The following is a 21126-nucleotide window of genomic DNA, read 5'->3' as shown; positions in this document are numbered from 1 at the left end:
CCTTCGCCGTGCCCGGAGTGCGTCAGGCCAGCAGTTCCACCTCCGCCAGCGTCGACTCGCCGTCCAGGACCAGCCGGTACCTGGTGTAGGTCCCGGGAGCGGCGACGGTGAAGGCCCGCGTCTGGCGGTCCCAGGTGAACGTCTCACCGGAGCGGTGGTCCAGCGTCTTCCAGACCGAGCCGTCGGCGGAGCCCTGCAGGGTCCAGCCGGTCGGCGCCTTCGTGTGGTCCGCCGCCGAGGTCAGCGTGTACTGCACGGGCCTGACCGCGCCGTCGGCCGGCAGGTCCACGGAGGTGACCGTCGCACTCGTCGCCGACGTGTCGTCGAACAGCGCGCCGTCGCCGTGGAGGACGTCCGTGCGCGGTGCCGGCACCTTGTCGTCCCGTGTGACGGAGACCGGGGCCGCGTCCTCGCCCGTGCCCCAGGTGGAGGGCTCGGAGCCCATGCGGAACTCCAGCACGCCGCCCTTGGACAGCATCGAGTGCGGCAGCGAAGTGGACTTCCAGGAGCGGCCGTTGAACGTCACGCCCTGGACGTAGACGTTCTTCGCGCTGTTCCTCGGGGCCTTGACCACCAGGTCCCGGCCGTTCTCCAGGTGCACGGTGACCTTCTTGAACAGCGGCGAGCCGATGGAGTACTCACCGCTGCCCATGACCAGCGGGTAGAAGCCGAGGGCGGAGAAGAGGTACCAGCCCGACTGCTCGCCGTTGTCCTCGTCGCCGTGGTAGCCCTGCCCGATCTCGCTGCCGGTGTAGAGGCGGGAGAGCGCCTCGCGCACGTACGCCTGCGCCTTCCAGGGTTCGCCGGCCGCGTCGTACATGTAGATGACGTGGTGCGCGACCTGGTTGGAGTGGCCGTACATGCCCATCCGGACGTCCCGGGCCTCGGTCATCTCGTGGATGACACCGCCGTAGGAGCCGACGTAGTCCGGGGAGGCCGTCTCCGGGGTGGCGAAGTACTCGTCGAGCTTGTCCGCCAGCGCCTGCCGGCCGCCGTAGAGGTTGGCCAGGCCCCGGCTGTCCTGCGGGGCGGTGAAGGCGTAGCCCCAGCCGTTGGTCTCCGTGTAGTCGTAGCCCCACACGCGCGGGTCGTACTTCGAGGAGTCCACGCGCCAGTTCCCCTTGGCGTCCCGGCCCTGGAAGAACCCCGCCTTGGAGTCGAACAGCTTCACGTAGTCCTGGGCACGGTTGAGGAAGTACCGCGACTCCTCCTCGTAGCGCTTCTCGCCCGTCTTGCGGTAGAGCGCCTCGCCCATCTTCGCGATGCCGTAGTCGTTGACGTAGCCCTCCATCGCCCACGACAGGCCCTCGCCGGTACCGGTGCTGGTGTAACCGAGGAACGGGGAGGTGCTCATGCCCTTGCGGCCCACGCCCGAGGACGGCGGGACGACGGTCGCGTTCTTCACGGCCGCGTCGTAGGCCGCCTTCGCGTCGAACCGCACGCCCTTGACGTAGGCGTCGGCGAACGCCACGTCCGAGGAGGTGCCGGTCATCAGGTCGGCGTAGCCGGGCGAGGACCAGCGGGAGGTCCAGCCGCCGTCCTTGTACTGCTGCACGAACCCGTCCACCATCTCGCCCGCCTGGGACGGGGTGAGGAACGAGTACGCCGGCCAGGTGGTCCGGTAGGTGTCCCAGAAGCCGTTGTTGACGTACACCTTGCCGTCGACGATCTTCGCGCCGGTGTGCGTCGGGGTGTCCGGACCGGGCATCGGCGAGAAGGGCGAGGCGTACCGGTCCTTGCCGCCGACCTTCTCGAAGCCGGAGTTCGGGTACAGGTAGAGCCGGTACAGGCCGGAGTACAGCGTCGTCAGCTGGTCCGCCGTCGCGCCCTCCACCTCGACCCTGCCGAGCAGTCTGTCCCAGGTCCGCTGGGCCCGCGCCTTGACCGTGTCGAAGGACGTGCCGTCCGGGACCTCCTGGCGCAGGTTGTCCTTCGCCTGGTCGACGCTGATGAGCGAGGTCGCCAGGCGCAGCGTCACGGTGCGGTCGGCCCCCGCGTCGAAGCGCAGGAAGCCCTTCACCCCGCTCGACCCGCCGTCCGTCACCGGCTTGTCGAACGTGCCGTACACGAACAGCCGGGTGGCGCCGGTGGACAGGCCCGACTTCACGTCCGAGTAGCCGGTGACGATGCCGTGCTCCTTGTCGAGCGTCAGCCCCGCCTGCTCGGTCACGTTGTCGAACAGGACACTCGCGTCATCGCCCGGGTAGGTGAAGCGCAGGACCGCCGCGTGGTCGGTCGGTGTCATCTCCGCCTTGAGACCGTTCTCGAACCGGACGCCGTAGTAGTACGGCCGCGCGGTCTCGTTCTCGTGGCGGAAGGCCAGTTCCCGCGCCTGACGCCCGGTGTCCGGGGTGCCGGACGCGGCCGACGGCATCAGCTGGAAGGTCTGCCGGTCGCCCATCCACGGACTCGGCTCGTGGCTGGCGCTGAACGCCTGGACCGTGGGCAGGTTGTCGTCGTTGTTCGCACGCGCGTACTCGTACAGCCAGCTCAGCGAGGACGCGTTGGTCACCGGCGTCCAGAAGTTGAAGCCGTGCGGCAGGGCCGTCGCCGGGAAGTCGTTGCCGCGCGAGAAGCTGCCGCTGGAGTTGGTGCCCCGGGTGGTGAGCGCGTAGTCCGACAGGTGCGCCTCGGGACGCCGGGGCGGCACCGTCCGCAGCGCCACGTCGTCTATCCACCCGCGGAACTTGGCCGGGCCGTCGGGGGAGTCGTACGCCACCAGGATCCGGTCGACCGTCTTGCCGGCCGCCACCGAGCCGATTCGGGAGGCCACGTTGTTCCACTGGTTGACGTACAGCGCCTTCGACGCGCCCTGGCCGCGCGGCGAGAGCGGGAAGCCGTGCTCGTCCAGCGCGCCCAGGCCGCTGAGGTAGGTGCCGTCGGTGAAGGCCAGGTCGACGGAGACGTTCGTGGCGTCGTAGTCGCGGTCGCCGTCGGCCATCGACGGGAAGAGGCGGTACGACAGCTGAGTGTCGCGGCCGACCAGCACGTTCACGTCGAAGACCTTGTTGTACGAGTACGCCCGGCCGTCCGCGGTGTGCCGGCCCGCGTAGCGCAGCGCGCGCAAGCCGGTGAAACCGGCCCGCGCCTTGGCGGTCGGCGAGCCGCTCGGGCCCTTGTCGACGAGCGTCAGCATGTCCTGCGGCACCGGGCCGCCCCCGCCTCCGGTGGAGAACTGCACGTCGGCGAGCTGCAGGGCGTCCGGGGCGCCGTTGTTCCGCGTCACCTCCAGCCGGAAGTGCCGGTACTCGGCCGGCTCGGCGAGGTCGTAGGACTTCGTCTGGAACCGCTCGGAGAAGTTCTCCCCCGTCCGACTGTCGAGGGTCTTCCAGTCCTTGCCGTCGGCGGAGCCCAGCAGGGTCCAGTCCTTCGGGTCGCGCGCGTCGTAGTCGTTGGCCGAGGTCAGCGCGTACGTCGTGAGCTTGACGGGCTTGTCCAGGTCGAACTCGGCCCAGCCGGTGGGGGCGAAGGTCAGCCATTTGGTCCCGGGCTCGCCGTCGGCGAGGTTCTCCTTCACCTCGCCGGCGCCCGCGTTCTCCCCGCTCGCCCGTACCTCGGTGACGTGGTCGGTGACACTGCCCGGAATGCCGGTGCTGTAGCCGCCGTCGACGCCCGAGGCGCGCTTGCCGCCGTCCGGCGAGGTGTCGACGGTGTTCAGCCAGTCCGGCGCCGGATCGTCCGCCTCGAACGAGGATGCGAACTCGTGGTCCGCGGACGGTGCCCGGGCGGGCAGGGCGACCGCCGCGCCCTGGGCGCCGGCGGCCATGACAAAGGCGGTCGTGAGGACGACCGCCGGACTCCATCTGTGCCGCGTTCTCCGCTGCATCTACGGATTCCCCTCCTGCGACCGGGTGGACAACGTTGTCAGAATCGGTGCGCAGGAACCAGTAGGGCGTCAAGTGGCCCGTGATGTCAAGGGTGTTGGGTGCGGCATTCAGGGGCTTGTGTCGCGAATTTTTCCGGCGGGGTCCACTCGGGCGGCTCATATTTCCGACAGGTCTCAACTCGGAAAAGACCCATGGTGAACCTTGCATTCGATCTTGCTCAGTCGGCGTGAAGTGGACTATACCTGTCGGCGTTTCCCGCATGACCCTGCACTACCCGACAGCGGTGCCGGGGAGGATCCGGTTCACCGCCTGAGTCCTGGAGAAGGCGAGGACTTGAGCATGGGATCCACAGCGCACCACGGTGGGGACGGCGTCGGCCGCCGCGATCTGATCAAGCGTTCGGCCGCGCTCGGTCTGGTGGCCGTGCCCGGCATGGGCCTGCTGTCCGCCTGCGCGAGCAGCGGCGGCGACGGGCAGGACAAGGCCAAGAGCGGCAAGAAGACCGGCAAGAACCCGCTCGGCGTCAACGACAGCGCCGGCATGGAATTCGTGCTCTTCGACGGCGGCTTCGGCAAGGAGTACGCCGAGGACGCGGTGAAGATCTACGAGAAGGACTTCCCCAAGTCCAAGGTGAAGTTCGCCGCCACCCAGAAGATCCAGTCGACTCTGCAGCCCCGCTTCAACCAGGGCAACCCGCCGGACCTCATCGACAACTCCGGCGCCGAGCAGATGGACATGGGCGTGCTGGTCGGCAAGAACCAGCTGGCCGACCTCACCCCGCTGCTGGACGCGCCGTCGTACGACGACCCGGCCAAGAAGGTCCGCGACACGCTGCGGCCCGGCATCGTGGAGATGGGCCAGTTCGACGGCAAGCCCGTCTGGATCCTCTACTACGCCTACACGGTCTACGGCGTCTGGTACTCGCAGAAGGCCCTGGACTCGCTGGACGCCACGTATCCCGAGACGTGGGACGAGATGCTCGCGGTGTGCGAGAAGGCCAAGAAGAAGGGCATGGCCGGCTGGACGTACGCGGGCAAGTACCCGTACTACCTCCCCTTCTCGCTGTACCCGATGATCGGCAAGGTCGGCGGCCGCGAGGTGCTCGACGCCATCGACAACCTGGAGCCGAACGCCTGGAAGCACCCCGCCGTCAAGGCGTGTTTCGAGGCCTACTACGAGCTGTACAAGAAGGGCTACATCCTCAAGGGCACCCCGGGCCTCGACCACATCCAGTCCCAGACCGCCTGGGCCGAGGGCAAGGCGCTGTTCATCCCGAACGGCTCCTGGGTGGAGAACGAGTCGGCCAACGTCATCCCGTCCGGCTTCGACCTCGCGGTCTCCGCGCCCACCGGCCTCGACGGCTCCGACAAGCTGCCGTTCGGCACCATCTGGGCCTCCGGCGGCGAGCCCTTCATCGTGCCGCAGAAGGCGAAGAACACCGAGGGCGGCATGGAGCAGCTGCGCATCATGCTCTCCGAGGCGTCCTCGAAGAACTTCACCGCCAAGGTGAAGTCGCTGACCGCGTACAACGGCGGCACCTCCGGCATCCCCCTCACCCCGGGCCTGAAGTCGGGCGTGGCGGCGCTGGACAAGGCCGGGAGCAACGTGGTGAATCCCCGCCTGCAGGACTGGTACGTGCAGCTGCAGAAGGAGAAGATCGGGGTGGCCGGACTCGGCGAGATGATGGCGGGCCGCCTCACCCCGGCCGAGGCCGTCAAGAAGATCCAGGGCTTCGCCGACGAAGCGGCCAAGGACACCTCGATCAAGCACTACAAGCACCAGTAATCCCGCACCCTGACAGCACCGGAGTGGCGATGCAGCACGGCAAGTACCGGTTCATCGTGGGGTTTCTGGCATTGCCCCTCGGACTGTACGCGCTCTTCGTGGTGTGGCCGTTCATCCAGTCCATCTACTACTCGTTCACGGACTGGACGGGCCTCAGCCCCGAATTCAAGATGGTCGGCTTCGACAACTACAAGAGGATGTTCGACGACGACATCTTCTGGAAGTCGTTGCAACACAGTCTGCTGTTCGCTCTGGTGCTGCCGGTGGTGACCCTCGGGCTGGCCCTGTTCTTCGCCTTCATGATCAATGTGGGCGGACGGCACAAGAGGGGCGGACCCGCGATCTCGGGTGTCCGGGGCTCGTCCTTCTACAAGATCGTCTACTTCTTCCCGCAGGTGCTCTCCATCGCGATCGTCTCGCTGCTGTTCGCCTTCGCGTACAACCCGGAGAGCGGCGCGATCAACTCCGTCCTGCGCGGGATCGGCCTCGACAACGTCCAGCCGCTGTGGCTGGGCGATCCGAGCCTCGCGCTGTGGTGCGTGATGGCGGTGCTCGTCTGGTCCACGGTCGGCTTCTTCGTGGTGCTGTTCTCCGCCGGCATGGCGTCGATCCCGGCCGAACTGTACGAGGCGGCCCTGCTGGACGGCGCCGGCCGCGCCGCCACCTTCTTCCGCGTCACCCTGCCGCTGCTGTGGGACACCGTGCAGTCCGGCTGGGTCTACATGGGCATCCTCGCGCTCGGCGCCGAGTCGTTCGCGGTCGTACAGATCATGACGACCGGACCGGGCGGGCCCGACTACTCGACCACCGTGATGGTCCTGTACGTGTACCAGAAGGCGTTCCGGGACGGTCAGGCCGCCTACGCCACCACCATCGGCGTCGCCCTGCTCGTCGTCACGCTCGCGTTCGCGGCGATCGTGATGCGGCTGGGCCGTCGCGAGCGGCTGGAGTTCTGAATCGATGAAGACGACCGAGAGCCCCGCACCGCTGCCGGCCGGGTCCGGCGCGAGCGTCTCCAAGGTGGACGCGGCCCCGGCCGTCCCGCCCTCCCGGAGGAAGAGGGAGGGCGGTGTCCTCAACGTCTTCTCCCACGGCGTCCTGGTCATCTGGGCGATCATGGTGGTGATGCCGCTGCTGTGGGCGGTGATGACGTCCTTCAAGGACGACGGCTCGATCTTCGGCTCGCCCTGGTCCCTGCCGGACAGGCTGCACTTCGACAACTGGTCCCGGGCGTGGACCGACGCCCACATGAGCGACTACTTCCTGAACACCGTCCTGGTGGTCGGCGGCTCGCTCGTCGGCACCCTGGTGCTCGGCTCCATGGCGGCGTACGTGCTGGCCCGCTTCGACTTCCCCGGCAACCGCTTCATCTACTACCTGTTCGTCGGCGGCATGAGCTTCCCGATCATGCTCGCGCTGGTCCCGCTGTTCTACGTCGTGAACAACATGGGCCTGCTGAACACGATCCACGGCCTGATCCTGGTCTACATCGCCTACTCGCTGCCGTTCACGGTCTTCTTCCTGACGGCGTTCTTCCGCACCCTGCCCACCTCGGTGGCGGAGGCGGCCTTCGTCGACGGTGCTTCGCACACGCGTACGTTCTTCCAGATCATGCTGCCCATGGCCAAGCCGGGCCTGATCAGCGTGGGCATCTTCAACTTCCTGGGCCAGTGGAACCAGTACATGCTGCCCACGGTCCTGAACACCGACCCCGACAAGCGCGTCCTGACCCAGGGACTGGTCCAGCTGGCGGTCAGCCAGGGGTACAAGGGCGACTGGTCCGGGCTGTTCGCGGGCCTGGTCATGGCGATGCTGCCGGTGCTCGCGGCCTACATCGTCTTCCAGCGGCAGGTGGTGCAGGGGCTGACCGCGGGGGCGCTGAAGTAGCGGCGGGAACCTCGCGGGGTGACGCTCCGCGACCACATGGACGCACATCGTCCCGGCTGCCGGGAGGGTGTGCGTTCCGGTGTCCGTGTACCCGGAAACGGTTCAACCTCTTGACGGGAGTCACCCCGAACGGCTCAGCTTAGAGTTCACTAGTTGGACATACACGGGGCCTCGCCGAAGCGGCCCCGCGCTCAGGAGGTCGTCGTGGAGACTCCAGGGTCGCAGTCATCACTGCACCGAGCCAACCTGGAGCGGGTGGTCCGGGCCGTACGCCTGGCCGGGTCCCTCACGCAGGCGGAGATCGCGCGGACGACCGGTCTGTCCGCGGCGACCGTCTCGAACATCGTGCGGGAGCTGAAGGACGGCGGGACCGTCGAGGTCACGCCCACGTCGGCGGGCGGCCGGCGGGCGCGCAGCGTCAGCCTGAGCGGCGACGCCGGCATCGTGATCGGCGTCGACTTCGGGCACACCCACCTGCGGGTCGCGATCGGCAACCTGGCCCATCAGGTGCTGGCCGAGGAGGCCGAGCCGCTGGACGTGGACGCCTCCTCCGCGCAGGGCTTCGACCGGGCCGAGGAGCTGGTCAGCCGCCTGATCGCGGCGACGGGCGTGGACCGCTCGAAGGTGGCCGGTGTGGGGCTCGGCGTGCCCGGGCCCATCGACGTGGAGTCGGGGACGCTGGGGTCCACCGCGATCCTGCCCGGCTGGGGCGGCACCAAGCCCGCCGAGGAGCTGCGCGACCGGCTCGGCGTGCCGGTGCACGTCGACAACGACGCCAACCTCGGCGCCCTCGGCGAGCTGGTCTGGGGCAGTGGCAAGGGCGTGCGCGACCTCGCGTACATCAAGGTCGCGAGCGGTGTCGGCGCCGGCCTGGTGATCGACGGCAAGATCTACCGCGGGCCCGGCGGCACGGCCGGGGAGATCGGGCACATCACCCTCGACGAGTCCGGTCCGGTCTGCCGCTGCGGCAACCGCGGCTGCCTGGAGACGTTCACGGCGGCCCGCTACGTGCTCCCGCTGCTCCAGCCCGGCCACGGCCCCGATCTGACCATGGAGGGCGTCGTGCGGCTGGCCAGGGACGGCGACCCCGGCTGCCGCCGGGTGATCGCCGACGTCGGCCGGCACATCGGCAGCGGAGTGGCCAATCTCTGCAACCTGCTGAATCCGAGCCGGGTGGTCCTCGGCGGTGATCTCGCCGAGGCCGGTGAGCTGGTGCTCGGCCCGATCAGGGAGTCCGTGGGGCGCTACGCCATCCCCAGCGCCGCCCGCCAACTCTCCGTGCTTCCCGGGGCACTTGGGGGCCGTGCGGAGGTGCTCGGAGCGCTCGCCCTCGCGCTCAGCGAGATGGGCGATTCGACCCTTTTGGACGGGTCGCTGCCCTCGGTCAGTCCTGCCTTCACTTAGAGAACGGATGGCACCGTTGCCATCTCGTTAAGGATTTACTTCTTGACGTCGCACGTGTGGCCGAGTTGACTTCCAGCCACCTCGGCCGCAACGACGCGGCCTCGTCAGGGAGGTTTCTGAAGTGAACACGCGTATGCGTCGTGCCGCCGTTGCCGTTGCCGCTGGTGCGATGGCCGTTTCGCTGGCCGCCTGTGGCAGTGCCAAGGAATCCAAGGGTGGGAGCGACCACTCCGGCTCCGCTCCGAAGAAGGGCGACGACATCACGGTCGGTCTGCTCCTTCCGGAGAACCAGACCGCTCGTTACGAGAAGTTCGACAAGCCCATCATCGAGAAGCAGGTCAAGGACCTGACGAACGGCAAGGGCAAGGTCGTCTACGCCAACGCCAAGCAGGACGCCACCACGCAGAACCAGCAGGTCGACACGATGGTGACCAACAAGGTCGACGTGCTGATCGTGGACGCGGTGGACTCCAAGGCCATCGCCGGCTCGATCAAGAAGGCCAAGGACGCCGGCATCCCGGTCGTCGCCTACGACCGCCTGGCCGAGGGCCCGATCGACGCCTACACCTCCTTCGACAACGAGGCGGTCGGCCACACCCAGGGCAAGGCCCTCCTGAAGGCGCTGGGCGACAAGGCCAAGCCCTCCGCCAAGATCGTCATGATGAACGGCGCGATCACCGACCCGAACGCCGCCTTCTTCAAGAAGGGCGCGCTGGCGGAGCTCAAGGGCAAGGTCGACATCGCCAAGTCGTACGACACCAAGGAGTGGAAGCCGGAGAACGCTAACGCCAACATGGAGGGCGCCATCTCCGCCCTCGGCAAGAAGAACATCGTGGGCGTCTACTCCGCCAACGACGGCATGGCCGGCGGTATCATCACCGCGCTCAAGGCCGCGGGCATCAGCGTCCCGGTGACCGGCCAGGACGCCGAGCTCGCCGGCGTGCAGCGCATCGTGACGGGCGACCAGTACATGAGCGTGTACAAGTCCTACCCGCAGGAGGCCGCCGTGGCCGCCAAGATGGCCGTCGCGCTCGGCAAGGGCGAGAAGCTCGACTCCATCGCCACCAGCAAGGTCGACAGCCCGACCACCAAGCAGGTCGCGTCGGTCATCGTCCCGGTCGTCTCGCTGACCAAGGACAACATCAAGGAGACCGTCATCAAGGACGGCTTCTACACGGTCAGCGACATCTGCACCGACAAGTACAAGTCGGCCTGCGACAAGATCGGTCTGAAGTAAGCAGCCGCATCTCCCTTACCGTACGCGCGAGTTGCCCGGACAATTCTTCGGGAGATGCGCGCTACGAACTCCTTCCGGCGCCCCGCATCCACCAGCCCCGCAAAGCTAGGGCGGGGCGCCGGACGGACCCCCCCTCCAAACTTCTGCACAACCTCCCGCCGGGTCAGGCGGCGAAGGAGATGGTTCACGTGTCCGCTACGCCCGTGCTGGCGTTGCGCGGGGTCTCCAAGCGGTTCGGTGCCGTCCAGGCGCTCACCGACGTAGAGCTTGAGGTCCACGCCGGTGAAGTGGTCGCCCTGGTGGGCGACAACGGCGCCGGAAAGTCCACGCTGGTCAAGACGATCGCCGGCGTGCATCCCATCGATGAGGGCGTCATCGAGTGGGACGGCAAGGCCGTCTCGATCAGCAAGCCGCACGACGCCCAGAACCTGGGCATCGCGACCGTCTACCAGGACCTCGCGCTGTGCGACAACATCGACGTCGTCGGCAACCTCTACCTGGGCCGGGAGCTGCGCAAGCGCGGCGTCCTGGACGAGGTGGAGATGGAGCGCCGTTCGCGTGAGCTGCTCACCACGCTGTCGATCCGCATCCCCAGCGTGCGCATCCCGATCGCCTCGCTCTCCGGCGGTCAGCGCCAGACCGTGGCCATCGCCCGCTCCATGCTCGGCGAGCCCAAGCTGGTCATCCTCGACGAGCCCACCGCGGCCCTCGGTGTCGAGCAGACCGCCCAGGTCCTCGACCTCGTGGAGCGGCTGCGCGAGCGCGGCCACGCGGTGATCCTCATCAGCCACAACATGGCCGATGTGAAGGCCGTGGCGGACAAGGTCGCCGTGCTGCGCCTGGGGCGCAACAACGGCGTGTTCGAGGTCAAGTCCACCTCGCAGGAAGAGATCATCTCCGCCATCACCGGTGCCACGGACAACGCCGTGACCCGTCGTGCGGCGCGCAATGGGGAGGCTCAGAAGTGAGCATCGACAAGACCTCCGCCCCGGCCGGCCCGCAGACCGCGGAGAACCCGGAGGCGGCCGCCGGCTCGGACGTGGCCGTCGACCCTCGGCTGCTCGTGCGCGAGCAGGGCTTCGCCGGTTACGTCGGCGAGTTCAAGCGCAAGATCCGCGCCGGTGACCTCGGCTCCATCCCGGTCGTCGTCGGCCTGATCGTCATCTGGGCGATCTTCGCGAGCCTGAACCCCAACTTCCTCACCGCGGGCAACCTCTCCGACATCTCCGTGGCCATGGTCGGCACGGGCATGATCGCCGTCGGCATCGTCTTCGTCCTGCTGCTCGGCGAGATCGACCTGTCGGTCGGTTCGGTCAGCGGCGTCGCGGGTGCCACCTTCGCCGTGCTCAACATCACGCACGGCATGGCCGAGTGGCTGGCGCTGATCCTCGCCATCCTCACCGGCGCGGTCGCCGGCGCGATCCACGGCTTCTTCTTCGCCCGGGTGGGTGTCCCGGCCTTCGCGGTCACCCTGGCCGGTCTGCTGTTCTGGAACGGCTTCATGCTCCAGATCCTCGGCAGCAACGGCACGATCAACCTGGACGACAGCGGTCTGGTCGCCAAGCTGAGCGGCTACTACTTCAGCGACGTGGCGGCCGCCTACGGCCTCGCCGTGGCCGCCGTGGTCGTGTTCTTCCTCACCGCGTTCTTCGACAACCGCCGCCGTGAGGCCGCGGGTGTCCCGTCCCGTCCGCTGAGCGAGATCGTCGTCCGCACGGTGCTCCTCGCCGTGCTCGCCTTCGCCGCCGCCGCCGTCTTCAACCAGTACAAGGGCCTGCCGCTGGCCGTGGTGCTGTTCCTGGCGGTCCTGGTGATCACGGACTTCGTGCTGCGCCGCACCGCCTACGGCCGCAAGATCTTCGCGCTCGGCGGCAGCATCGAGGCCTCCCGCCGGGCCGGCATCAACGTCGCGGCGGTCCGGATCTCGGTCTACGCGATCTCCGGCACCTTCGCCGCCATCGGCGGCCTGTTCATCGCCTCCAAGATCACCTCGGCCAACCAGGGCGCCGGCGGCGGTGACCTGCTGATGAACGCGATCGCGGCGGCCGTGATCGGCGGCACGTCCCTCTTCGGCGGCCGCGGCCGGACCTGGAACGCGCTCCTCGGCGTGCTGGTGATCGTCTCGATCCAGTACGGCCTCGCCCTGGAGAGCATCGCCTCCCCGGTCCAGTACATGATCACCGGTGGCGTGCTGCTGGCCACCGTCGTCATCGACGCGGTGACCCGCAAGACCCAGAAGTCGGCCGGGCGCGCGTAACGCCCGGTCAGCCCCTGTGCCCGGCGCCCTCCCAGGTGCCGGGCACAGCCGTGTCTTACACCCGGACACCGGCGGCGAAGCCGGAACATTAGACTCGACAAGCCCGGCAACAGCTCGATCAGCTCTACTGCAAGGAGGCACGGGTGCCGCTGCTGACCCGCATCAGGGGACCGCGCGATCTGGACCGGCTCAGCCCGGAGGAGCTCGACCGGCTGGCGGAGGAGATCCGCACCTTCCTCGTCGACGCCGTCTCCAAGACCGGCGGCCACCTGGGCCCGAACCTGGGCGTGGTCGAGCTCACCATCGCCCTGCACCGCGTCTTCGAGTCCCCGAAGGACAAGATCCTGTGGGACACCGGCCACCAGTCCTACGTGCACAAGCTGCTCACCGGCCGGCAGGACTTCTCCAGGCTGAAGATGAAGGGCGGCCTGTCCGGCTACCCCTCGCAGGCCGAGTCCGAGCACGACGTCATCGAGAACAGCCACGCCTCCACGGTCCTCGGCTGGGCGGACGGCATCGCCAAGGCCAACCAGCTGAAGAAGCGCGACAGCCACGTCGTCGCCGTGATCGGTGACGGCGCCCTGACCGGCGGCATGGCCTGGGAGGCGCTGAACAACATCGCCGAGGCCAAGGACCGCCCGCTCGTCATCGTCGTCAACGACAACGAGCGCTCCTACGCCCCGACCATCGGCGGCCTCGCCAACCACCTGGCCACCCTGCGCACGACCGACGGCTACGAGCGCTTCCTGGCCCGGACGAAGGACATCCTCGACCGCACCCCGGTCGTCGGCAAGCCCCTGTACGAGACCCTGCACGGCGCCAAGAAGGGGCTGAAGGACTTCATCGCCCCGCAGGGCATGTTCGAGGACCTCGGCCTGAAGTACGTGGGCCCGATCGACGGACACGACATCGAGGCGCTGGAGTCGGCGCTGGCCCGGGCCAAGCGGTTCGGCGGCCCGGTGATCGTGCACTGCCTCACCGAGAAGGGCCGCGGCTACCAGCCCGCCCTCCAGGACGAGGCCGACCGCTTCCACGCCGTCGGCAAGATCCACCCCGACACGGGCCTGCCGATCGCCTCCTCCGGCGCCGACTGGACCTCCGTGTTCGGCGAGGAGATGGTCAGGCTCGGCGAGGAGCGCGAGGACGTCGTCGCCATCACGGCGGCCATGCTCCAGCCGGTCGGCCTGGACAAGTTCGCCAAGCGCTTCCCCGACCGGGTGTACGACGTCGGGATCGCCGAGCAGCACGGAGCCGTCTCCGCGGCCGGTCTCGCGCACGCGGGCGTCCACCCCGTCTTCGCCGTGTACGCCACCTTCCTCAACCGCGCCTTCGACCAGGTCCTCATGGACGTGGCCCTGCACAGGTGCGGGGTGACCTTCGTGCTGGACCGCGCCGGTGTCACCGGTACCGACGGCGCCTCCCACAACGGCATGTGGGACATGTCCATCCTCCAGGTCGTGCCCGGACTGCGGCTCGCCGCCCCGCGCGACGCCGACCAGGTCCGGGCCCAGCTGCGCGAGGCCGTCGCCGTCGAGGACGCGCCGACCGTGGTGCGTTTCTCGAAGGGCGCCGTCGGTCCCGCCGTCCCCGCCGTGGGCCGGGTCGGCGGCATGGACGTGCTGCGTGAGCCGGGCACCGGGAAGCCCGACGTGCTGCTGGTCTCGGTGGGCGCCCTCGCGCCGATGTGCCTGGAGATCGCCGGCCTGCTCGACCAGCAGGGCATCTCCACCACCGTGGTCGACCCGCGCTGGGTCAAGCCCGTCGACGAGGCCATGGCCCCGCTGGCCGAGCGCCACCGCGTCGTCGTCACCGTCGAGGACAACAGCCGGGCCGGCGGTGTCGGCTCCGCGATCGCCCAGGCGCTGCGCGACGCGGGCGTGGACGTGCCGCTGCGCGACTTCGGCATCCCGCCGCGCTTCCTCGACCACGCCTCCCGCGCCGAGGTCATGGCCGAGATCGGGCTGACCGCGCCCGACATCGCCCGCCAGGTCACCGGGCTGGTCTCCAGGCTCGACGGCCGGTTCGACCGTACGGAGCAGGCCGTGGACTCCGTGGAGCCCGCGCGCGACTAGGCCAGGGGCTCCTCCGGGCCGGTTCCGCCCTGTCCCCAGGTGGCGGAACCGGCCCTTCTGCGTGAACCTGCCTGTGCCGGGGCATACGCATCCCGACCCTCTCGATCATGTTGAGCCATATCGAGGCCTCACAAGCGTGGGAGGCAGGACGTGAGCAGCGCGCTCTTCCGGACGAAGAACGTCGAGCAGTCCATCCAGGACACCGAGGAACCCGAGCATGCGCTCAGGAAGTCGCTGACCGCCCTGGATCTGACGGTCTTCGGTGTCGGTGTCATCATCGGCACCGGCATCTTCGTCCTCACCGGCGCCGCGGCCAGGGACAGCGCCGGTCCCGCCGTGTCCCTGTCCTTCGTCGTGGCCGGTGTCGTCTGCGCGCTCGCCGCCCTGTGCTATGCCGAGTTCGCCTCCACACTCCCGGTGGCCGGCTCCGCCTACACGTTCTCGTACGCCTCGCTCGGCGAGCTGCCCGCCTGGATCATCGGCTGGGATCTGGTCCTCGAACTGGCGCTCGGCACGGCGGTGGTCGCGGTCGGCTGGTCCGGTTACATCCACTCGCTGCTCGACAACGTGGGCTGGCACCTGCCCGGATACCTCAGCGGCCGGGACGGCGCCTCCGGCTTCGGCTTCGACATCCTCGCCGCCGCCCTCGTCCTGGTGCTCACCGCCATCCTCGTCGTCGGCATGAAGCTCTCCGCGCGGGTCACCTCCGTCGTCGTCGCCATCAAGGTGGCCGTGGTCCTCGTCGTGATCATCGCGGGCGCCTTCTTCGTGAACCCCGACAACTACAAGCCGTTCATCCCGAAGCCGCAGTCCGCGGAGGCGGCGGGGAACCTCAAGGCCCCCCTCATCCAGCTCATGTTCGGCTGGGCGCCCTCCAACTTCGGCGTCATGGGCATCTTCACCGCGGCATCCGTGGTCTTCTTCGCCTTCATCGGCTTCGACGTCGTCGCCACGGCCGCCGAGGAGACCCGCAACCCGCAGCGCGACGTGCCGCGCGGCATCCTGGGCTCCCTGATCATCTGCACCACCCTGTACGTGGCGGTGTCGATCGTGGTGACCGGCATGCAGAAGTACAGCAGGCTGAACATCAAGGCGCCGCTCGCCGACGCCTTCAAGTCCACCGGGCACCCGTGGTTCGCGGGCCTGATCAGCTTCGGCGCCGCCGTCGGTCTGACCACGGTGTGCATGATCCTGCTGCTGGGCCAGTCCCGGGTGTTCTTCGCCATGAGCCGTGACGGGCTGCTGCCCCGGTTCTTCTCGCACACCCATCCCCGGTTCCGCACCCCGTACCGGCCCACCATCCTGCTCGGCGTCATCATCGCGATCGTCGCGGGCTTCACCAGCCTCAGCGAACTCGCCGAACTGGTGAACATCGGCACGCTCTTCGCCTTCATCGTCGTCGCCATCAGCGTGATCATCCTGCGCCGTACCCGTCCCGACCTGGAGCGCTCCTTCCGTACCCCGCTGGTCCCCGTGATCCCGATCCTGTCGGTGTGCGCCTCGCTGTGGCTGATGCTGAACCTGCCCGCCGAGACCTGGCTGCGGTTCGCGATCTGGATGCTGATCGGCTTGGTCGTCTACTTCCTGTACGGCCGCTCGCACAGCCGCCTCCGAGAGCGCGAGGCGGCCGGGACGGGCCGGACACCGCAGCCACCTGCCGGCAAGGCCCTGTGACCACCCCGAACCGGCCTCTGCGGCAGGCCTCGTAACACACCGTCAGGGGCAGCGGCCCCGTATGTCCCGCTTCGGAGGGAAGCGCGGAGCCGGATAGCGTGCTGACCATGCTCGCCGTCCCGCTCGTCCCCACACGGTCCGTGACCACCAGAACGGCCTTCTGGGGACGGCTGCTGCCCGTGCTCGCCGCTCTGGCCTGCCTCACCCGGATCCCCTCGTTCGTCCGTCCGCTGTGGAACCCCGACGAGGGGTATCTCGCCGTGCAGGCCCGCCTCCTCGCCGAGGGCGGGCGGCTGTACGAGACGGTCGTGGACCGCAAGCCGCCACTGCTGCCCTGGCTGTACGAGGCCGTCTTCGCGGTGTGCGGACAGGGCTCCCTCGCACCGCTGAGGGCGCTTGCCGTCCTCGCCCAGCTGCTCACCGCGGTCCTGCTCGCCTCGCTGGCCCGGCGCCGCTGGGGCGACCGTGCGGGGCGGACCGCCGGGGTGCTGTACCTGCTGGTCTCGGTCGGGCTCAATCCGGAGGACGCGCAGGCCGCCACCTTCGAGGTGTTCATACTGCCGTGCACGGCCGCCGCCGTGTGGTGCGCCGACCGCGGGCGCTGGGGCGCGGCCGGGGCCGCCGTCGCCGCCGCGTTCCTCACCAAGCAGACCGGCGGAGCGGTACTGCTGCCGGTGGTCTGGCTGCTGCACCGGCAGGGCGCCGCGCGGGCGGGCGCCGGACGGCTCGCGGCCGGGTTCGCCGTACCGGTGCTCGGCGCGGCGCTGGCGACCGACCCGGCCGGATTCCTGTTCTGGACGGTGACCGGCTCGGCGGCCTACGCCTCCTTCACCGGGTCCGAATTCCACGCCCTGGTCCGGGCGACGGCCAACACCGCGATCCTGGCCGGGGCCGCGACGGGCCTGCTCATGCCCATCGCGCGGGCCCGGCGCATCGCCCGGGGCGGGTCGGCGGACCTGTGGCTCTGGCTGGCCTCCTCGGCCGTCGCCGTGTGCCTCGGGTTCCACTTCTTCGGGCACTACTACCTGCAACTCACCGCGCCGCTCGCCCTGCTGGCCACGGAGGCGCTGCAGATCCTGCCGGCGCAGCGGTGCGTGTCCGCCGTCCTCACCTCCGCCTGCTGCTGCACCCTCTTCCTCACCTGGGGCCTGCTCGCCCCGCGCCCCGAACTCCTCCACGTCCAGCGGATCGCGTCCGCCCTCGAACAGCGCACCGCGCCGAGCGACCGGGTCCTCGTCTGGGGCATACACCCCGAGACGTACTGGCTGGCCGACCGCATGCCGGCCACCCGCTACCTCACCGCGGGGCTGCTCACCAACTACAGCGGCGGGCGCGACGGCACCCAGGTCGGCGAGAAGTACGCCGTGGCCGGCACCTGGCCGGTCTTCCGGCGGGAGATGGGCGCGCACCGTCCCGCTCTGGTCGTCGACGACTCCCGCGGCAAGCCGTACGCACCCGGCCGCGTCCCCGGCCTGCGGCGCCTGCTCGCGGCGGGCTACGAGGAGGTGGGCACGGTGGACGGGGCGGTGCTGTACGCCCGGGTACCGGGGGAGTAGCGAGGGGTTCGGTCCGGGACCGCCCGGGCCGGCCACCTCGGTACGGGCCGGCCCTGGTCCGTGCGGGAGGGCGGGTGGAGCACCGGGAGCGGCCCCCCTGGTCCGTGCGGGAGGGCGGGTGGAGCACCGGGAGCGGCCCCCCTGGTCCGTGCGGGACGGTCGGCGGAGTACCGGGGGCGGCCCGGGATCGCGGGGCCGCCGCCGCAGGCCTTGGGGAGTGGCGGGAGCGGCTCAGCCCAGGACCGTGCGCGGGCCGGCCACCTCCGCGCCCAGCTCCGTCACCCTGCGCCGCAGTTCACGGTCGGCCGTGACCACGAGACGGTCCCGGTCGGGGTGCTCGGCGACCAGCTCCACGATCCGGTCGTCCCCGCTGCCCGGCGCCGACTCCACCCGCACCCCCGGCACGGACGGCACGCCCCGGGCCGCGCCCTCCACCACGAGCACCATCTCCGCCGGGCCCGCACGCCCGGGCAGCCCGGCCCCGGCCAGCCGGTCCCGCAGCCGCTCCGCGGCCCCCTTGCGGTCGTGCCACCAGCCGTCGGGCCGCGATCCGACGACGTTCGCACCGTCCACGATCACCAGCGGCGGATCGTGCTGGGGCGTGGCATCGGAGGCGTCATCCATACCTCCAAGGGTCGCACGCCGGCGGCCGGGGGCGGTCCGGCCGCACGGTGCGCACCGGATTAAGGTGAACCGGTGAACGGCGACTGGCTCCTCCGCGGCCGCGACGGCCGGCTCAGCGCCTACCGGCTGTCGTCCGATACCGTCCTGTGCCGCGCAGAGAGCGGCCCCGGCGGCTCCTGGACCGGCCCGCGGCGGGTGGGCGGCGAGCAGAGACTCCATCCCGTCCTCGCCGTCGGCCAGGGCGCCGACGGCTACGCCCACCTGGTCTCCTGGCGCCCCACGGTCAAGGGTGAGTCGGGGCTGGTGCACAGCACGCACTTCCGGCCGCGGCTGGCGGCCCTGGACTGGAATCCGATCGGCCATCCGGACAAGAAGGGCGACCGCACCGGCACGCCCGCCGTCGCGGTCGACGCCCAGGGCCGCGCCCATGTCTTCGTGCGCAACGCCGGCGGCGGCGTGAGCCTCCTCGCGCAGAAGGAGAAGGGCGGCTGGGAAGCCTGGCGGCACCTGGAGGGCGAGGAGGTCCAGGACGGATTCGCGGCGGTGACGGGCGAGTCCGGCCGGGTCGAGCTGTACGCGGCCGTTCCCACGGGCCTGGCGTACTGGCACCAGTCGGAGCCCGGCGCCCGGCCCGTGCTCCAGGAGACCCTGCGGGCCCCGGTCCGGCCGGGCACCCTGTACGCCCTCGCCACGTCCGCCCGCAGCACGACCGTCTTCTACACCGACACCTCCGGCGACCTGTGCGCCTGGCGTCCCGGCGGCAAGCCGGCCACCCTGCTGCCCTCGGCCGGCTCCGGCCCGGTCGCCGCGGTCCGCTGCGAACTCGACGGCCACGACTGCACCCTGCTCGCCCAGCGCTCCGCGAGCGGCCGGGTCGTCTTCGCCGCGTACCCGACGGAGCTGGAGGCGGCGGGCGCCTGGTGGACCGAGTCCGGTCCGCGGCTGCCGGTGGACGCGCGGGTGTCCCTCGCGACGGACGGGACCGGCCGGGTGGTGGCGGCCACCTCGTCCGCGTCGACCGGGCAACTCCTGCTGACCCGGCGCAAGGACGAGCCGGGTCTGGCACTGGAGGCGTGGCGGCAGGTCTGAGTGCGCCATGATGGCTGCCGTGGACACCGAGACACTCATAGGCGCATGGCGGCGACTCCTCAGCGGCTCCGGGAAATCGTGGGTGCTCTTCGAGCACGGCACGTGCGTGGTGCTGGAGGAGCCCGTGGGACCACTCGCCGACCGGGGCACCGAGATCCTGCGCGAGTTCGGCCCCGTCAGCGTGAGCGGCCCGGCGGGCGACTTCCGCGTGCTCGAACTGAAGAACGGCGAGGGCTGGCTGGTGACCGGACACCACCCGGACGTCGTCACCTACGTCGCCCTCGACGAGTGCGAGGACCCCTCGCACCTGGCCGTCGGCATCCACGGACGGTCCAAGCGCGACCGGGACGGCAGGGAACCGCACGTCGTCCACGTCGAGGACGCCCGTCCGCCCGCTCCCTAGGTCCCGCGGCCACCCTCCGGTCGGCCGCCCGCACGGCAGGCCACGCGAGGTCGCCCACGGCGCCTAGGTGTACTCGGCCCATTCGCGTCTGCCGCGCGACGCCGTGCACGCCCTCCCGCCGCACCGGCCCCGGACCCGAGTACGTCCGGTACGAGCGCCTGGGGCCGGCACGCCGAGAGCACGCACCTGACGCCGCGCGGCCGCCCTTCGGGCGACGACGCGAATTGTCGGAGAGGACCTAGGAGTCGGACGCCTTGACGCCCGGCGGTTCGGGGGTGGCCGCCCGCTGGAAGGTGCCGTACAGCAGCCAGAGCCCGGGGATCAGCAGGACGGCGCCGCAGGCCAGGGCGATCAGGCAGGCGGACAGGACGGCGGGGCTGGAGGCGGCCTGGTCCACGGTGAGGCCGCCGACCAGCATGGCCGGGTACTGGGCCGCGCCCCAGGCCCACAGGATCGCCGCGACGGCGAGTGCGGCCGCCGCACGGGCCGCCACGTAGTGCCCCTTCACCAGCAGCCACAGCCCGGTGACACCGGCGACCGCGCTGATCACCACGAGCGGCAGTGCGCGATGGGTCAGCCCGTGGAACAGCTCGGGGGCGTCCGCGTGCAGCACCGCCGTCCCGGCCAGGGCGACGGCACCGCTGGCGAGCCCGCTGACCAGGGCGCGCCGCACGAACGTCCGGGCCAGTTCGTCCTCGCCCGCACGGTCGGCGTCGGCGCACAGGTAGACGGCCGCGAGGTGGGCGCACGTGAGGACGGCCAGTACGCCGCCGAGCACGGACGTGGGGTTGAGCCAGCTGGTGATCACGTTCCCTTCGGCGAGTCCGGGCGGTACCCGTCCCGAGGCGACCGCGCCGGCGACGGTGCCCAGGAAGAACGGGGTGACCAGCGAGGAGACCGCGAAGCACGCGCCGAACAGCCGCTGCTGCCACAGCTCGGTGCTGGCCTTGCGGAAGGCGAAGGCGGCACCCCGCGCGATGATGCCCAGGGCCGCGAAGGTCAGCGGCAGGTACAGGGTGGACATCACGGCCGCGAAGACCGGCGAGAAGCAGGACCACAGCAGGACGACCACGAAGATGAGCCAGACGTGGTTCGCCTCCCAGATCGGCCCGATGCTGTGCTCGATGAGCAGCCGCTGCTCACGGCCGCGAGCGGTGCCCCCGGCGAGCAGGTCCCACACACCGGCGCCGAAGTCGGCGCCGCCGAACAGGGCGTAGCAGGTCAGTCCGACCCACATGACGGCGAGGGCGGTGTCGGCGAGCACGTGACCTCCAACGGGGCGACACTTCGGGGCGGCGGGCGGCGGGCGGC

15 protein-coding genes are annotated in these 21126 nt (G+C 70.1%); 12 read left to right on the top strand and 3 right to left on the bottom strand.

Annotated features, from left to right (window positions below):
• Positions 1-22: 22 nt before the first annotated feature.
• Positions 23-3826, bottom strand: coding sequence for a GH92 family glycosyl hydrolase (locus ABVB68_RS04780; protein WP_353599581.1), 3804 nt, complete (start codon positions 3824-3826; stop codon positions 23-25).
• Between the two features lie 340 nt (positions 3827-4166).
• Between ABVB68_RS04780 and ngcE the strand changes: the two genes are divergently transcribed.
• From ngcE to ABVB68_RS04730, 10 genes are all read left to right on the top strand, one after another.
• A complete protein-coding gene (ngcE, locus tag ABVB68_RS04775; protein WP_353599580.1) occupies positions 4167-5612 on the top strand; it encodes an N-acetylglucosamine/diacetylchitobiose ABC transporter substrate-binding protein in 1446 nt (481 codons plus the stop codon).
• 29 nt (positions 5613-5641) lie between these two features.
• Positions 5642-6568, top strand: a complete 927-nt coding sequence (locus ABVB68_RS04770) for a carbohydrate ABC transporter permease (RefSeq protein ID WP_353599579.1) — start codon at positions 5642-5644, stop codon at positions 6566-6568.
• Positions 6569-6572: 4 nt separating this feature from the next.
• On the top strand, positions 6573-7499 hold the full coding sequence (locus ABVB68_RS04765; RefSeq protein ID WP_353599578.1) for a carbohydrate ABC transporter permease: 927 nt from the start codon (positions 6573-6575) through the stop codon (positions 7497-7499).
• Between the two features lie 204 nt (positions 7500-7703).
• Positions 7704-8903, top strand: coding sequence for an ROK family transcriptional regulator (locus tag ABVB68_RS04760; RefSeq protein WP_353599577.1), 1200 nt, complete (start codon positions 7704-7706; stop codon positions 8901-8903).
• A 133-nt stretch (positions 8904-9036) separates the two neighbouring features.
• Positions 9037-10140, top strand: coding sequence for a substrate-binding domain-containing protein (locus ABVB68_RS04755; RefSeq protein WP_353599763.1), 1104 nt, complete (start codon positions 9037-9039; stop codon positions 10138-10140).
• Between the two features lie 179 nt (positions 10141-10319).
• Positions 10320-11108, top strand: a complete 789-nt coding sequence (locus ABVB68_RS04750) for an ATP-binding cassette domain-containing protein (RefSeq protein WP_345051877.1) — start codon at positions 10320-10322, stop codon at positions 11106-11108.
• On the top strand, positions 11105-12397 hold the full coding sequence (locus ABVB68_RS04745) for a sugar ABC transporter permease (RefSeq protein ID WP_353599576.1): 1293 nt from the start codon (positions 11105-11107) through the stop codon (positions 12395-12397). The genes ABVB68_RS04750 and ABVB68_RS04745 overlap by 4 nt, the downstream gene beginning before the upstream one ends.
• A 143-nt stretch (positions 12398-12540) precedes the next feature.
• Positions 12541-14469 (top strand): 1-deoxy-D-xylulose-5-phosphate synthase, encoded by a 1929-nt coding sequence (dxs, locus tag ABVB68_RS04740; RefSeq protein ID WP_353599575.1) that lies wholly within the window; start codon positions 12541-12543, stop codon positions 14467-14469.
• A gap of 150 nt (positions 14470-14619) precedes the next feature.
• Positions 14620-16143 (top strand): amino acid permease, encoded by a 1524-nt coding sequence (locus ABVB68_RS04735; RefSeq protein ID WP_353599574.1) that lies wholly within the window; start codon positions 14620-14622, stop codon positions 16141-16143.
• Positions 16144-16250: 107 nt separating this feature from the next.
• On the top strand, positions 16251-17699 hold the full coding sequence (locus tag ABVB68_RS04730; protein WP_353599573.1) for an ArnT family glycosyltransferase: 1449 nt from the start codon (positions 16251-16253) through the stop codon (positions 17697-17699).
• A gap of 231 nt (positions 17700-17930) precedes the next feature.
• On the opposite strand, the gene ABVB68_RS04725 is transcribed toward ABVB68_RS04730, so the two are convergent.
• The gene (locus ABVB68_RS04725) at positions 17931-18323 is read right to left on the bottom strand and encodes an NTP pyrophosphohydrolase (RefSeq protein WP_353599572.1); all 393 of its coding nucleotides are present in this window, start codon (positions 18321-18323) and stop codon (positions 17931-17933) included.
• A 72-nt stretch (positions 18324-18395) separates the two neighbouring features.
• Here ABVB68_RS04725 and ABVB68_RS04720 point away from each other — a divergent pair, with 72 nt between their 5' ends.
• Both ABVB68_RS04720 and ABVB68_RS04715 read left to right on the top strand, forming a co-directional pair.
• A complete protein-coding gene (locus ABVB68_RS04720; RefSeq protein WP_353599571.1) occupies positions 18396-19412 on the top strand; it encodes a DUF8189 domain-containing protein in 1017 nt (338 codons plus the stop codon).
• A 10-nt stretch (positions 19413-19422) separates the two neighbouring features.
• A complete protein-coding gene (locus tag ABVB68_RS04715) occupies positions 19423-19815 on the top strand; it encodes a hypothetical protein (protein ID WP_353599762.1) in 393 nt (130 codons plus the stop codon).
• 238 nt (positions 19816-20053) lie between these two features.
• On the opposite strand, the gene ABVB68_RS04710 is transcribed toward ABVB68_RS04715, so the two are convergent.
• A complete protein-coding gene (locus ABVB68_RS04710) occupies positions 20054-21079 on the bottom strand; it encodes a cytochrome d ubiquinol oxidase subunit II (protein ID WP_353599570.1) in 1026 nt (341 codons plus the stop codon).
• Positions 21080-21126: the final 47 nt, after the last annotated feature.

Source organism: Streptomyces sp. NPDC096012 (assembly GCF_040426375.1).
GTDB lineage: Bacteria > Actinomycetota > Actinomycetes > Streptomycetales > Streptomycetaceae > Streptomyces.
The sequence above is the reverse complement of the archived record's forward strand: the minus strand, read 5'-3'. Positions and strand labels throughout refer to the sequence as shown.

Bases quoted from the DNA above. Each gene is read 5' to 3' on its own strand.
- ABVB68_RS04715 (WP_353599762.1), top strand. From the start codon at position 19,423: ATGGCTGCCGTGGACACCGAGACACTCATAGGCGCATGGCGGCGACTC.
- ABVB68_RS04755 (WP_353599763.1), top strand. From the start codon at position 9,037: ATGCGTCGTGCCGCCGTTGCCGTTGCCGCTGGTGCGATGGCCGTTTCG.
- ABVB68_RS04780 (WP_353599581.1), bottom strand. From the start codon at position 3,826: ATGCAGCGGAGAACGCGGCACAGATGGAGTCCGGCGGTCGTCCTCACG.
- ABVB68_RS04730 (WP_353599573.1), top strand. From the start codon at position 16,251: ATGCTCGCCGTCCCGCTCGTCCCCACACGGTCCGTGACCACCAGAACG.
- ngcE (WP_353599580.1), top strand. From the start codon at position 4,167: ATGGGATCCACAGCGCACCACGGTGGGGACGGCGTCGGCCGCCGCGAT.
- ABVB68_RS04770 (WP_353599579.1), top strand. From the start codon at position 5,642: ATGCAGCACGGCAAGTACCGGTTCATCGTGGGGTTTCTGGCATTGCCC.
- ABVB68_RS04750 (WP_345051877.1), top strand. From the start codon at position 10,320: ATGGTTCACGTGTCCGCTACGCCCGTGCTGGCGTTGCGCGGGGTCTCC.
- ABVB68_RS04725 (WP_353599572.1), bottom strand. From the start codon at position 18,323: ATGGATGACGCCTCCGATGCCACGCCCCAGCACGATCCGCCGCTGGTG.
- ABVB68_RS04765 (WP_353599578.1), top strand. From the start codon at position 6,573: ATGAAGACGACCGAGAGCCCCGCACCGCTGCCGGCCGGGTCCGGCGCG.